A 14,533-nucleotide genomic window follows, 5' to 3' on the forward strand; every position below is an offset into this window, starting at 1 on the left:
TTTTCTGTATATAGAAAATTTGTTAAGAGATAATCAAGTTGTTTAATTTATATAGAACTAACCATGCAGGTTATCTCTATAAAAAAATTTCAATTTATTACAAGGTGTAGAAAAGCATAATTTTTCAAAGGCAAAGCAAGAATGGGTATAGTATGGAATGGTAGACAATAAGTTTTTTGGAGCAAACTGTTATCTAGTTATCATGAACGAATCCGTTATGAGTTTACAATTATAAATCGACTAAACAAGCAATGGTAGTAGGATCTGAATATATCAAGAAGTTTACAGAAGGATTTACAGAAGCTTTTTATGATACAAAAGATATGCTGACAATATTCAAGTAGAAGCTGTAACGAAATACGGTAAAGTATATTGGAACACGATTGACAATAGACTAACATTTACAGAAAAGAAACCTCTTAGAGACGTATTACTTAGAGCAGATAAATATTTAAGAGACTATGGTTATAGTATAAAACAAACGAATTAAGGGGTAGGTAAGATGGGGAAATTTGTGAAAGACCAAAAAGTAGTTGCACTTACATTAGAGGGGATAGCACCATGTACGGTTGTAAGAGTTGGTTGGATTTTTATCATGGTACAAGTAGAAGAAACGAAGCACCTATACTCACTTACAAAAGGTAAGATAACACCTATAGAAGAGGATAAACACTATCTTCTAGAAGAGAGTTTTGATGAAGAGAGCGTTTATGATATAGGTAGGGTATTTGGTGCAATTGAAACATCAGACTTAGAAGTTGCAAAGAAGTTATTTGATGAAGATACAGAACTAAAGAAATATGAAACCTTTCATAATCCATCAGAAGGAAAATTATATGAAGGACAGTATTATACAACAATCAAAACAGGTAAAGAATTAATTGAACAATATTTCAATCGACAAGGGTTAGAGCGTAATGGTACTAATTAAATTAGATGTGAAAACAGTTAAGGTCAAGAACTTAAATTAGGTGAAATGAAGGCTTTCGATAAAAGTGAATAATCTTATTTATGCTAGGTATAAAGACTAATAAAAAAAATTTATACTTTATTATTTGGGGATGAAATAATGGATTTAGTAAACAAATTTATTATTTATATTTGTCTACAAACTCATTTAAAAGGTTAGAAATTAAAAAATATAAGAGCCTTACTACAATATGAATTGTAGCGAGGCTCTTATATTTTTTAATCAGAATTAAATAACTTTATTATCACTTTACAAAATCTCATCTTTTGATTTATATTGTTTTGCGACTATAAGTTCGACAATAGGATAAATAAAGAATGAAGAACAAATTGCGATAAAGAGAGGAAGATTCTTTATTTCATCGAGTAATAGGAATGCAAATCCTTCTGACAATATTAAAATAACAAACATAAGGCATATTAGCACAAAATAAGCAACTTTAAAACTTTTATATTTAATTTGCTGTCCCATTTCATCTTGGCTTTCCTCTGATACACCGTGGGGATCTCCCCACGTAATATGATTGATGAAGTAGCTAATTATAATTGCACTTGCGAAGATTGTTCCGCCTAAAATCGCACCTTCAGTGATATATTTATAGGCTCCATGTATAAGTACTCCAAGTAACGATAAAACGATTGTTAGTAAAATGAAATTTTTACGATTCATATTAGAAATAGCACCTCCATAGTTGTAAAAAACTCTTTACACTAATAGTATAAAATCGGAAAAGTTCTATGTCAAATACTTTTTACATAAAGGGCCGAGAATATGATATTTTGTTTTTACGATTAATAAAAAATTACATTACATTTGAATGTAAAAGAATGGGCTCGCATATATTTGGAAGGGATGTCAGATTAATTTAGGGGGTAGTTATGTCTATTCTTTTAAAAGCTGGTGCTGATGCAGGAAATAACGGTTTGAAGTTAATGGTGAAAGGGCAAGACCCTATTTTTATTCCGAGTATATATTCTTTATATATAGGAGAGCCTACAGGATTGTTAGATGAGGGAGATGTTTCATTATCTGAACTAGAAAATCACATTGACGTGACCATTAGTTCTCCATCGTTAATGTTAAATAACGTGCGGTATATCGTTGGTAAAAAGGTCATTCAAGATCAATTAAAAGGTACTGAGGTTGAGAAGAAATCGAATAAATCAACGGATGAGTTAATGGTTATTACCATTCTATCTGGTTTAGCAGTAAGTGCTATGCGCCAAAGTCCAACTTCTAGTCACATTAATATTCGTTATGATTTATCTGTTGCTCTTCCTATGCAGCTTATTACACAAGAAATAGCTGCGGAAAATGCAAAACGTTATATGGGTAATCATAAAGTTGTATTCCACTATCCAAATGGACGTGATGTGACAATTAATATTTCTATCGAATATTGTAAATGCCTACCTGAGGGCGCTTCTGGGACGTGGGGCATTGTATATGATGAAGAAGGAAATGTTGTGAAACATAAAATTGAATGTGAACAAAATCAAGTTTCAGAAATTGATTTTGTTGATAAAACACTATTATCTTTTGATATTGGCGCAGGGACGACAGAAGAAGTAGTTTCACTAGGCGTAAACTTTAGACCACAACTAAGTAAAGGCTTATCATACGGTGTGAAAGAAACGTTACTACAAATTATTACGAGATGGAACCGGAAGTATCCAACAAAGACGATTGATAGCATTACAGAATTCAATCAAATTTATTTAAATGATAAACACCCTAGAAATGCATTATTAGTTGAAGAATCACAACCAGCATTATTAGGTTTAGCAGCGCGTGTCGCAACGGATATCATAAACAAAATTGATGATATGAAGGACGATCCATACGTATTTATTTATGGTGGGGGCGCGGTTATTATTAAAAATAGCCTGAAAATGATTTTAAAACAAAAAGGGCGTTTAACAAATGTAATCTTTGTAGATAATCCATTATTTACAAATGCACGTGGATTATTAGTCTACACTTGTTCGCCAAAATATAGAGAGCATAAGCAAAAAGAGTTAGGGTTTACAAACTTAACAATAAGTTAGTTGGTGGAAGTATGCGATCTAGGCGATATAAACGTGGTGATCGAGTAAAAATCAATATTCATAAATCAGTATCACCTGAAATGATTGCATGGCTGAATAAACAATCAAACCCAACTAATTTCTTTTTCTTTGCAGCACAGCAACTCTTTAAACAAGTAGGAGATATTGATGTGTCAAAAGCTATACCAAGTAGCCATGTTTTCACACTATACGTGGAGCCATCATCCGTATTAAAGGTCGAAGTAAATCCCTTTAAAAACGTGCCACTAGAAGCTAATAAATCCACCGAAAATATAAAAAAAAATCATGGGAATCTGTTGATCAATTAGATTGTCCATTTTTTTAAACATAGAAAAATATAAGTATTGCCCATCACTATACATACGGATACAGTGATGGGCTTTTTTACATGTAACGAATAGAAGGGGCACAAATTGTGGTGTGCCCCTTCTATTCGTTATTTACCTATATATTAGATGTATGTTCAGTAACAGCATGAATGATGTCTTCCCAATCATCGGGATGGTTTTCATGTCCTGCGCCTTCAAGGGTTAATAGGACTGAGTTAGGAATTTCATCAATAAGTGCGAGACCATGTTCAAAAGGGAGTGCTGTATCGTCTGTTCCGTGAATGACTAAAGTAGGTGCATGTATCGAATGAAGTACTCCTTCATAAGCATCATCACCTCGAAGTAAAGCGTGATTAAACATACTTAATAGATTGTTTGCACGTGCTATTTCTTGCTTTACTTGTGTATAAACCATAGTTTCATCAAATGTTCGTTTTGATCCACATAATAAGCGAGATCCTGAAACAAAATATTCTGCCACAACATTTGCATTTGTCCAATCCAAATGCGCGCCATTTGCGTGGTGTGTTAAAATTCTTTCATCCATTGGGGGTAAATCGCGCGTGTTATTGTCAGAGCCTATCACACTTGTAGCTAGTAATATTAACGATAAAACTCTTTCGGGATGGTTTACGGCAGCAATTTGAGCAATCATACCACCTAATGACATACCAAATAGATGTGCTTTATCAATATGATAAGCATCTAGTACTCCAATTGCATCTTCAGCCATATTTGTAACTGTATAATTGGAAGTTCCAGGTTCATATACAACAGAGCGTCCCACATCACGGTTATCAAAACGAATAACAAATTTCCCTGTGTTAGCCAACTGTTCACAAAACTCTTCAGCCCAATAAACCATTGAACACGTAGCACCCATAATTAATAAAACAGCTGGGTTTTTAGGGTTACCAAAGCTTTCTGTACATATATCAATCCCGTTTATTTTAAATATCTTTTCAGTCATAGAGTTCTCCCCATTTCTTTTGAATTTAATTTTAAATGCAATTTTGAATGATTCTAACGTGTGTGTAAGTTTCGTTTTGGAATTCATAATGCTTCATACGTAATTACCCCCAAAAATAAGTTTATGATAATTCAAGGCAAAAAATTTTGAGAAATATTTGTAAGTTATTAAAATAAACAGCAAGGGGGAGTAGAAATGAAAGCAATTGTAATAGATCAATATGGTAATGTTGAAGAATTAAAAGAAAGAGAAGTTTTAAAACCAATTGTTAAAGGTAACGAGGTATTGATACGTATTCTCGCAACATCTGTTAATCCAGTTGATTGGAAAGTTAGAAAGGGAGACTTACAAGAACAGTTACAGTTTTCATTTCCAATCATTTTAGGGTTAGATGTAGCTGGGGTTATTGAAGAAGTTGGGGAAGAGGTAGAGTGCTTCAAAGTAGGAGATAAAGTATTTACGAAACCTGAAAATATAGGGAAGGGCTCTTATGCTGAATTCATTACAGTAAAATCGGATTTAGTATCTTACATGCCTACTAATCTAAGTTTCGAAGAGGCAGCTTCTATTCCTCTTGCAGGACTTACAGCGTGGCAAAGTCTTGTAGATTACGCAAAAATAAAAGAACATGACCGAGTACTCATTCATGCTGGAGCTGGTGGAGTTGGAAGTTTGGCAATCCAAATCGCAAAATCATTTGGAGCTTTTGTTGCGACAACTGCAAGTAGTAAGAATGAAGAGTTTTTACAGTCTTTAGGAGCAGATCTCGTTATTGATTATAGAAAAGATAAATTTGAAGAACTACTATCAAATTTCGATATTGTATTAGATACAATAGGTGGGGAAGTACAAGAAAAAAGCTTTCAAATTATAAAATCTGGTGGTGTTTTAGTTTCGATTGTTCATGAGCCAATTCAAAAAGAAAAAGGGATAAAATCAGGTTTTTTATGGCTAAAACCAAACGGAAAGCAATTAGAAGCATTATCAAAATTAATTGTACACGGAAAAATAAAACCAATTATAAGTAAAGTTGTGCCGTTTAATGAAGAAGGAATTAGAGAAGCTCATATTTTGAGTGAAGGTCAACATGTTAGAGGTAAGATTGTAATTAAGGTGCAATGAAAATGTAGATATTGACTTGTAGAAAAAATTAAATTTATCCACCGAGAAATAACATCCTGAAATGTAGATTTAGGAATGTTATTTTTCGGTGGATATGTGATATTACTTCAAAAATGTGCTGTATCGTATTGTATCATGTAATTTCTCTAAACCAATCAACATATCTTTTTCATTTAACATGGAATAGCTAATCCTTAATTTGTTATTATTTCTTTCGTTATGTAATAGACAAGCTGTTCCTGGTAAAAAAGAAACATCTACTTCATTTGCTTTTTGTAATAAGGTAAAGGGATCTATCGTATCAGGAAGTGTAATCCATAAATTAAAGCCACCATTTGGTATTTCAAAGTGTACATCTTTAAGTGGTGATAAAATATCAATAGTTATATCACGTCTAATTTGTAAAGCCGTACGTAATTTTTCTAAATGATTTTTCATACGTTCTGCACGTAAAAAAGGAAGGAGTGCTTTTTGCGTTAATAAAGGACTACCTATATCCATTGAACCTTTTACAGCGTATAACCATTCAAAAATAGGACCTTCGGCAATAAGTGCTGCGATACGTAGTCCCGGTGCTAACGTTTTACTAAATCCTTTTATATATATTACGTGGCCGTTTGTATCAAAATTTTTGATAGGAGAGGGAACAGTAGCATCCTCAAAATATATTTCCCCGAAAGAATCATCTTCAATTATAAAAAACTCATATAACTCCGCTAGTTCGATAAGTTCCATTCTTCGTTCCTTACTCATTACTGTACCAGTCGGGTTCTGGAAAGTTGGATTCGTATACAATAATACGGGATTTTTACTTTGACAAATATCATCGATTAAGTCGGAGCGAACTCCATGATTATCAAGAGAAACTGGTATAATTTTAGCACCTTTATTGATGAAAATATCAAGTGCAGCACTGTAACAAGGACTTTCCACTAATACAATATCACCAGGTTTTAATAATGTTTGAGCAATTAAATCAATTCCTTGTTGTGCTCCGCTTGTAATTAATAATTGAGATGGGTCTGTCAGTAATTTCTGGTGTTCATTTAAGTAATTTGCTATTTCAACTCGCAGTTCATAATCACCCTGAACTGGCCCATAAGTTGCTAGGATCATCTGGTCTTTATCAAGTATTTTATGCATTTCGTCTGCCAAGAATGGATTTGGTAATAAGCGAGGATATAAAATCGCTTGTGAAAAATCGTAATATTTCCGGTGCTGATTCATTGCATATTGAGATCGCATAACATTAATCGTTTTCGTTTGTTGCCATTTAAACGGAATTGGTTTGAAATTTTTCTTTACATGTTTATGTATATAAGCACCTTTCCCTTGCTCAATGCGTATATATTCTTTCTTTTCTAACTGCTTATATGCTTTACGCACAGTTAATAGGCTAATCTGTAAATCTTCGGCCATAGAGCGTAAAGATGGAAGTGCGTCACCATGTGAAAGCATGCCACTTTGTACCCTTTCAACGATTTGCATATATATTTGCTGGTAATACGGTATGTTGGATTCTTTACGAAGGACAATTTTCATGGTTTCACCTTTTTCATTTTTATTTAATTAAAGCGAAAAATATAAAGAGAATCAACTATGATTTTAGGTAACTGTTATATACATATATACACTGTTATACACCGTACCTTCTATACTCATGGTAAGAGTAAAAAGGAGGAAGGAAAATGGTCATTTTCAATTATATTTTAGTATGTATTATATTCGGAACAACATTTTTAACGATAAAAATCGGAATTGAAGCAGGAGCGCCCCCGTTATTTTCAGCAGGAATTCGTTTCTTTTTAGCAGGCGTAATCCTTATGATTATATTTAAGTTAAAGCGCAAAGAAATTATGCCATATGTATTTTCAAAACGTATCATATATGCTGGATTTTGTTTAACGTTTATGACATTCGCTACATTGTACTGGGCGGAACAATATATCTCTTCAGGATTAGCTGCTGTGCTTTCTGCTACGGGACCGATGATGATTTTGTTATTACAAGCAAAGAGAAATAAGACAAAATTACAAAAGGAGCAACTCGTAGCTTTAATTATTGCACTAACAGGTGTTGTTTTTGTTTCTTTACCAGGAATGCACCAAGAAGTAAGTTTCATATGGAGTATTGCTTGTATTGTTTTAGTTGTAGGAGAGTTATTTTACGGAATAGGCTCTATTCGCTCAAAAGAAATACTTTCGGATTTACAAAGTGTATCACCATTTCTCATTAATGGTATTCAAATGTTTTACGGAGGAGTTTTATTACTAATCGTATCTGTCATAGTAGAACAGCCGAATGTAACTGTATTAGCTTCATGGAGCGTACAGTGGCCTATTTTATATCTCATCTTTATCGGATCAATTGGTGGGCACGGATTATATTATTGGCTCTTATCAAAAACGAACCCTGTATTCCCATCAACGTGGTTATATGTATCACCGTTAATTGCTATTATAGTTGGATACATCATATTAGGAGAACCTTTAAACCCTACAATGGGAATAGGTGCTTGTTTTATTTTGGTTGGTGTATTTTTAGCTAATCGATCCACACTCCGTATGTATTTCAAACAAGGAAGATTATTTGAGAAGGAAATGTAGTTGTATAAAGAAGCAGCCCTGTATAAAACAGGGCTGCTTGAATTTTATTTATGATACGGATTGACTTTATTTATTGGAAAGGCGTAATATTATTAAGCTATATGAAAGAGAACTGTAAAAAGAGGGGAGTTATTATGAAAATAAATTGGACTGAAGTAAAGGAAAAAATTCGATCACAAATTTCAAAACCATCATATGAAACTTGGTTTACTAATACTACTGTTTATTTAGAGGATGATATATTAACAATTTATTGTCTGAATGAATTTGCACGTGACTGGTTAGAATCTCATTACAAAGAATTAGTATTTCATACATTAAGAGAAATGTTTAATACGACGTTTGAAATTCAGTTTGATCTATGTAATGACGAACCATCTAAGTTGAAAGATGTTCAAAAAGAAAGGCTTAATAGCTGGGATGAAGTAAAGAAAGCATTAAGGCCAAAAGTAGCTGAGAAAACATTTATGACATGGATTAGAAATACAAATGCTACAATAGAAGATAATAAATTAATAATCTTTTGTGAAGATGCTTTTCATCGTGATTTGCTGGAAGGAGAGTATAAAAATATAATTTCAAGTACCGTACAGAAAATTACAAATGAAGAATACCAAATTTGGTTCGAAATAGAATTAAACGCCATTTCTATAGCACAGACTCATCACGTGCAAAATAATCATCGCACTTCCGGACAAGAGGAATCCAGTACAATTTGGAATAAAATAAAAGATAAAATGCAATTAACAATTTCGAGACCATCATATGAAACATGGGTCAAAGAAACGACAGCCAGAATAAATGAAAATTCATTGATCATTTATTTTAAAAATGAATTTCAACAAGAGTGGGTTAAAAAGTCTTATAAAGATTTAATTTCGCAAATAGCGAAAGAAGTAACTGGAAATACATATGAACTTCAATTTGAATTAAAATCAAATACAACCAGTAATGATGAAAAATCAAAATCAACTATTAAAGATATCACTTCCGAATTAGGGGAGCAGTTCAAAGTCTCCGATGATAATTTAAAATATAATGATGTAGACGAGAGCAATAAGCGCATTCAATCCTTAGAAGAAAAAATAATGAACTTGGAAAAAGTGATTGATACATTAGTGGGGAAATTAGAGGTAGTAGAATTAAAAACACAGTTGGAAAAATAACCAACTGTGTTTTTTACTTAATTTGCTTTTTTTATAAAGCCTTTATAATGACGCTTCACAAGCTGACTTTCTAACGTCTTCATCGTTTCAAGTGCTACACCGACGATGATAAGTAAGCTTGTACCACCAATTTGTGCAGAAGGTGGTAATGTAGCAATTTTCGTGAATACGAGCGGTAAAATTGAAATTGCACCTAAGAAAATTGCGCCGATAAATGTTAAACGGTATAAAATTTTAGTTACATATTGTTCTGTTGATTTACCAGGACGAATACCAGGTACATATCCATTTTGCTTTTTCAAATTCTCAGCCATTTGTTCAGGATTCACTTGAATGAATGCATAGAAGTATGTGAAAGCAACGATAAGACCGACATAAAGCGTCATTCCAATTGGATGTGCGAAATCAAGATTTGCAACTAACCATTGCGATACGCTTGAATCAGGGAAGAGCTGCGCAATTGTACGCGGCGTCATTAAAAATGCGGAAGCAAAGATAACTGGAATTACACCAGCACTATTTACTTTAAGAGGTAAATGAGTGTTTTTTGCTCCTTGATATTGATTGTTTCCTGAAACAGCTTTTGCATATTGAATCGGTATTTTACGCACAGCTTGTTGAATGTAAATAACGCCAACAACTATCGCTAAAATTACGAGACCAATTAAGACCATCTTTATGATGTGCATGAATAATTGATCGCCTGCATTTTGAAATTGTTGCAAATAAATTTGATTCGCAACATTTGGAATCGCCGCAACAAGTCCTGCGAAGATAATCATCGAAATACCATTACCTACTCCGTTAGCGGTAATTTGTTCACCTAACCAAAGTAAAAATGCGGTACCTGCAGTTAAAACTGTCGCAATAAATAAGTATGTAGTCCAGCTTTGATCTGTTATTAATTGTCCACCTGCTATATTATTAAAACCATAAGACATCCCAATGGATTGTATGAATGCGAGAATGATTGTAAAGTATCGAGTAAATTGAGCTGACTTCTTACGGCCCATTTCACCTTGCTTTGCCCATTCCGAAAATTTAGGTATAACGTCCATTTGTAGTAATTGTACTATGATGGAAGCTGTAATATATGGTGTAATACCTACAGCGAAGATCGAGAAGTGTTGCAATGCTCCTCCACCAAATACGTTTAGCATACCTAAAACGTTGGCTTGATCTTGTACTTTTAATACCTCTGCGTTAGTATGAGGAACTGGAATAAACGTGCCAATTCGAAAAACGATTAACATCGCCAATGTAAAAAGGATTTTCCTTCTTATCTCAGCTACTCTCATGAAATTTGAAATCGTACGAAACATTATGTCGCCTCCTATATTTTTATCAGTTCAAAACTGATGATTATATCCCGATGAAGTAACCACAAACCTCCTTCCGCATTAAATTCATTTGACAAATGGAATTTTATACATTTTGTAGTTTTCATGGATATAAAAATATAAGGTGTTTTTTAGCGACCTATAAGCTTTTCGTAATCATTCAATACACATAATATATCGAATAAATTAACAAATGTACATACATACGCATGAAAAATGAATAAATAGGGTGATTTTTTACATTTACTAAATACTAGATTGATAATTAGGAACGTTTTACGTAGTTGTATCGAAAGGATTCGGTGGAAAGTATTATGGTGTAGCTGTAGCACATAAAAACCTCAAGGATGTTGAGAAAACTCATATATTTCGTCGTGAATTAGAGAAACTATTAAAGCAAGAAAAGGTTGGATTGAAATAGTAGTGAAGGAAAATCTTTTTTCTATAGAGAATATTTCTAACGCAGGAATCTAAGTATATAGGTTCTAATGAAAGGAGAATTCACATGAATACATTTGTAAATGAAAAGTTTTATGAAACGAGAAATCAATTATTTGAGGAAATTACTTTATTAAGTGATGCTCAATTTAATAGAAAACCAGATCAGGATAAATGGAGTATAGCACAAGTTTGTCATCACTTAGTTTTATTAGATGAGAGAGTAATAACAGTTATTTCGTCAGGATTAAAAAAGATGGATAGTATCCAAAATGAGCGTAAAGAAATTCACACTATTGTATTAGATAGATCGATAAAATTTATAGCCCCAGAAATGATTGAACCAAGTATAGAACCATTTGAAGTGCAGCAAATGGTTGATTTGTTAAACGACTCTAGAAAAGAATTGATGCGTTTTCTGAGTACAATAGAAGATGAATCTAAATTAGCAAAAAAATCAGTGATGCATCCAGCTCTTGGAGAATTACTTCTTGATCAGTGGATAGAGTTAATCTATTTGCATGAACAGCGTCATATAGAACAAATCAAAGAGATAAAGTTGCTTTGTGAAGTTGAAAAGTAAAAATTATTATCTATTTATTGAGCGATTTAGGATAGCATCAAGGGTTCGAGTGATAAAATACAAATCCTGATTAAAATTATGATGAATTTAGTTGAAAGCAACCAATGAGCAGAAGAAAATAAGAAACTAGCAGATCTTACTCTTGAAAAGGAAACGAACATTCGAAAAAAACTGAATCCGAATTACTGTATAAGTGTAACCTCGTCTTAAATGAAGACGGGGTTATTATTTTTGGAAGTGATCTCAGCATTTTCATTTAGAAGGAAATAAATTAGCAATGAATCCGAAAATGTAATCAGCATTACACACAATATCTTTAAGTTATAATGATTTCCGGAAATGAGTTATATGTCCATAATTTTGAAAGTACATATACATCTACCGTTGGTTTAGCGCTCTTCACACGTTGGAGGAAGAAGTAAATACTATTCTGCTAGGGGGTATATGTATTTTATTCTCTATATTTTCACAGCAGAACCACCTCCAAAATTATCTTTTGCAGTTGAATTTTTCCGAATAATAAGTTACATTTTTAAAGTTCAAGCAACTTTATAGCAGTAGAAAAAGGGGAGAAATATTGTTATTATGCAAAAAATGAAATGGAAGAACTATGTATGCTATTTTATTATTCTTATGCTTCTTGTACCAGCAGTAACAGCCAAACCAGCTATTTCTAAGGCTGAGGAATCTGATGTTAATATTACATTGTTAGGTACGGCAGATATTCATGGTAGATTTATGCCTTGGGATTATGCACTTGATGGTGCAAATACGAGTGGAAGTTTAACGCAGCTTTATACGGTTATAAAGAAGGTGCGTCAGGAAAATCCTAATACCATATTAGTAGATGCTGGGGATACAATTCAAGGAAACTCAGTAGAGTTATTCAATGATCAGCCACAATCGCCAATGATGGTAGCGATGAATACAATGGGATATGATGCTTGGGCATTTGGAAATCATGAATTTAACTTTGGATTAGATACATTGAAAAAAGTTAGTGAGCAATATAAGGGCAAGACGTTAGCAGGAAATATTTACAAGGAAAATGGAGAGCGTTTTCTTCCTGCATATACGATTGTTGAAAAAGGTGGAATTAAAGTCGGAATTATTGGTATGAATACACCAATGATTAGTGATTTCGAAAAAGGGACAGATCATTTGGATGGATTGGTAGTGAAAAATCCAGTAGAAGAGACAAAAAAGGCAATTAAAGAATTAGAGGGTAAAGTAGATGTAATGGTAGGGGTTATGCATATGGGACTAGAAAATGAGAATGGAATCCCTGGTACTGGTGTTCAAGATATTGCGAATGCTTGTCCGGAACTAAGTGCTATTTTTGCAGCTCATATGCATAAACTTGTTAAAAAAGAAGTTGTAAATGGCGTTATTATTACAGAACCAGATAAATATGGAACACATATCTCGCGTATTGACCTTACTTTTACAAAGCAAGATGGAAAGCTGGTTTTAAAAGATAAAACTGCTACAGCTATACCTGTAAAAAATACTGATGGAACAACAGTAGTATCTGATCCTACACTTGAAGACACACTGACACCTTTTCACGAGTATGCGAGGGGAGATGCAAATGTTGTAGTCGCTCAATTAAAGGGTAGAAACCTTGTTCCTGAAAATGAAATAAAGGGTATTCCAAGTGTGCAGATTCAAGAGACACCTTTATCAGATTTCTTTCATGAAGTTATGCTCTACTACAGCAAAGCAGATGTAGTAGCCCATCAAATTGATAATGACTATGCCCGTTTGGATGTAGGTCCTATTAAGAAAAAAGATATTGCATATAATTATCAATATGCTTTGGGTGAAATTACGGTATATAAGGTAACTGGGAAAGACTTAAAAGACTATATGGAATGGGCGGCAGGGTATTTTAACTCATCTCGTGCCGGAGATGTAACAGTTAGCTTTGATAAAACCCGTCGTGCTTCTAAATACAGTACGAATGATTTCTTTGGAGGCGTAAAATACGAAATTGACTTAACAAAACCATATGGAAGTAGAATTACAAATTTACGTTCTATTCGTACAAATAAACCAATCAAAACGAACGATGTTATGACGCTGGGAATGAATGCGTATAGAATGGAGGCTCTTCAGGCAAAAGGTGGAGCTTTAGAGGGACGGAAATTTGAACAAATTTGGTCATCTAAACAAGAGAATGCATTCGGAGAAACTGGTGGAACCATTCGTAACCTTGCTATTACATATTTAAAAGAGGTAAAGAACGGTGTATATACGCCAAAAGTTATGCATAATTGGAAAATTATTGGTGTAGATACACATTCTTCAGAGCATAGGGCTGTAGTGGATCTTGTAAATAAAGGGATTTTAGAAATTCCAAAAACTGAAGATGGAAAATATACAAATATAGCATCTATAAATACTAAAGATTCAATTACAAAAGAAGAGATTGTAGCACTCTCACAAAAAGCTAATATTAATCCAAATCAGTTTAATCATGTAAAAAGAAAAGGTGAATTTTACAAAAAACTTAGTAGGATAATTAAATAAATATAAAATAGATAGCTTTCGTGCAAAAAACTATTAAACTTGGACATACCATTATCCTAAAAAAGTTTGTGATCGGTATGGAAATATAAAGACTCAACGATTAAAAAACCCTGGATCATTAAACAAATCCGGGGGTTTTTTTATTTAAATAATTATGGTTTTATTTCTTACTATGCATATTTATAATAGCTTTAAAAGAACATACCTTGAGCTAATAACATGCAATAGAAGTGTCCTTTACTATATTTAAATGGGAGACAAATTAAAGATATTTTTGACAAAATAAAAGGCCTGAAACTCATATGAGAATCCAGCTATCTCATAATGTTACAATCCATGTAGCTATAGACATACATAACAACATTATATTAAAAAACTAAATTGCAGATGCACTGCCTCACTAAAGTA

Annotated in this window: 11 protein-coding genes and 1 pseudogene; 8 read left to right on the forward strand and 4 right to left on the reverse strand. The window is 33.1% G+C overall.

Features of this window, described 5'->3' with window-relative positions:
• Positions 1-502: 502 nt before the first annotated feature.
• A complete protein-coding gene (locus ACUN28_RS16015) occupies positions 503-931 on the forward strand; it encodes a hypothetical protein (RefSeq protein ID WP_016087610.1) in 429 nt (142 codons plus the stop codon).
• A gap of 288 nt (positions 932-1,219) precedes the next feature.
• Here the strand turns inward: ACUN28_RS16015 and ACUN28_RS16020 are convergent, their stop codons facing one another.
• Positions 1,220-1,639 carry a hypothetical protein gene (locus tag ACUN28_RS16020; RefSeq protein WP_016087611.1) on the reverse strand — a complete coding sequence of 140 codons (420 nt, stop codon included), beginning with the start codon at positions 1,637-1,639 and terminating at the stop codon, positions 1,220-1,222.
• Positions 1,640-1,848: 209 nt separating this feature from the next.
• Between ACUN28_RS16020 and ACUN28_RS16025 the strand changes: the two genes are divergently transcribed.
• Together ACUN28_RS16025 and ACUN28_RS16030 are read left to right on the forward strand one after the other, a co-directional pair.
• Entirely contained in the window at positions 1,849-3,018 is a 1,170-nt protein-coding gene (locus tag ACUN28_RS16025; RefSeq protein ID WP_016087612.1) for a ParM/StbA family protein, read from the forward strand.
• A gap of 11 nt (positions 3,019-3,029) precedes the next feature.
• Positions 3,030-3,364, forward strand: a pseudogene (locus tag ACUN28_RS16030) (hypothetical protein).
• A gap of 119 nt (positions 3,365-3,483) precedes the next feature.
• Here the strand turns inward: ACUN28_RS16030 and ACUN28_RS16035 are convergent.
• Positions 3,484-4,338: an alpha/beta fold hydrolase gene (locus ACUN28_RS16035; RefSeq protein ID WP_016087614.1), complete on the reverse strand. Its 855-nt coding sequence runs from the start codon at positions 4,336-4,338 to the stop codon at positions 3,484-3,486.
• 195 nt (positions 4,339-4,533) lie between these two features.
• On the opposite strand from ACUN28_RS16035, the gene ACUN28_RS16040 reads away from it, so the two are divergent.
• A complete protein-coding gene (locus tag ACUN28_RS16040) occupies positions 4,534-5,460 on the forward strand; it encodes an NADP-dependent oxidoreductase (RefSeq protein ID WP_016087615.1) in 927 nt (308 codons plus the stop codon).
• 102 nt (positions 5,461-5,562) lie between these two features.
• Here ACUN28_RS16040 and pdxR read toward each other — a convergent pair whose 3' ends face one another.
• Entirely contained in the window at positions 5,563-7,002 is a 1,440-nt protein-coding gene (gene pdxR, locus ACUN28_RS16045; RefSeq protein ID WP_016087616.1) for a MocR-like pyridoxine biosynthesis transcription factor PdxR, read from the reverse strand.
• A 146-nt stretch (positions 7,003-7,148) separates the two neighbouring features.
• Between pdxR and ACUN28_RS16050 the strand changes: the two genes are divergently transcribed.
• On the forward strand, positions 7,149-8,066 hold the full coding sequence (locus ACUN28_RS16050; protein ID WP_016087617.1) for a DMT family transporter: 918 nt from the start codon (positions 7,149-7,151) through the stop codon (positions 8,064-8,066).
• Between the two features lie 134 nt (positions 8,067-8,200).
• Entirely contained in the window at positions 8,201-9,232 is a 1,032-nt protein-coding gene (locus tag ACUN28_RS16055; RefSeq protein WP_016087618.1) for a DnaA N-terminal domain-containing protein, read from the forward strand.
• A gap of 17 nt (positions 9,233-9,249) precedes the next feature.
• On the opposite strand, the gene secY is transcribed toward ACUN28_RS16055, so the two are convergent.
• The gene (gene secY / locus ACUN28_RS16060; RefSeq protein WP_016087619.1) at positions 9,250-10,554 is read right to left on the reverse strand and encodes a preprotein translocase subunit SecY; all 1,305 of its coding nucleotides are present in this window, start codon (positions 10,552-10,554) and stop codon (positions 9,250-9,252) included.
• Positions 10,555-11,077: 523 nt separating this feature from the next.
• Between secY and ACUN28_RS16065 the strand changes: the two genes are divergently transcribed.
• Both ACUN28_RS16065 and ACUN28_RS16070 read left to right on the forward strand, forming a co-directional pair.
• A complete protein-coding gene (locus ACUN28_RS16065; protein WP_016087620.1) occupies positions 11,078-11,593 on the forward strand; it encodes a DinB family protein in 516 nt (171 codons plus the stop codon).
• Between the two features lie 585 nt (positions 11,594-12,178).
• Entirely contained in the window at positions 12,179-14,125 is a 1,947-nt protein-coding gene (locus tag ACUN28_RS16070; protein WP_016087621.1) for a bifunctional metallophosphatase/5'-nucleotidase, read from the forward strand.
• Positions 14,126-14,533 lie beyond the last annotated feature (408 nt).

This window comes from Bacillus sp. WC2507 (assembly GCF_052656125.1).

Coding starts and splice junctions, on each gene's coding strand:
- ACUN28_RS16015 (WP_016087610.1), top strand. CDS start 503: ATGGGGAAATTTGTGAAAGACCAAAAAGTAGTTGCACTTACATTAGAG.
- ACUN28_RS16050 (WP_016087617.1), top strand. CDS start 7,149: ATGGTCATTTTCAATTATATTTTAGTATGTATTATATTCGGAACAACA.
- pdxR (WP_016087616.1), bottom strand. CDS start 7,002: ATGAAAATTGTCCTTCGTAAAGAATCCAACATACCGTATTACCAGCAA.
- ACUN28_RS16025 (WP_016087612.1), top strand. CDS start 1,849: ATGTCTATTCTTTTAAAAGCTGGTGCTGATGCAGGAAATAACGGTTTG.
- ACUN28_RS16020 (WP_016087611.1), bottom strand. CDS start 1,639: ATGAATCGTAAAAATTTCATTTTACTAACAATCGTTTTATCGTTACTT.
- ACUN28_RS16040 (WP_016087615.1), top strand. CDS start 4,534: ATGAAAGCAATTGTAATAGATCAATATGGTAATGTTGAAGAATTAAAA.
- secY (WP_016087619.1), bottom strand. CDS start 10,554: ATGTTTCGTACGATTTCAAATTTCATGAGAGTAGCTGAGATAAGAAGG.
- ACUN28_RS16070 (WP_016087621.1), top strand. CDS start 12,179: ATGCAAAAAATGAAATGGAAGAACTATGTATGCTATTTTATTATTCTT.
- ACUN28_RS16055 (WP_016087618.1), top strand. CDS start 8,201: ATGAAAATAAATTGGACTGAAGTAAAGGAAAAAATTCGATCACAAATT.
- ACUN28_RS16035 (WP_016087614.1), bottom strand. CDS start 4,338: ATGACTGAAAAGATATTTAAAATAAACGGGATTGATATATGTACAGAA.
- ACUN28_RS16065 (WP_016087620.1), top strand. CDS start 11,078: ATGAATACATTTGTAAATGAAAAGTTTTATGAAACGAGAAATCAATTA.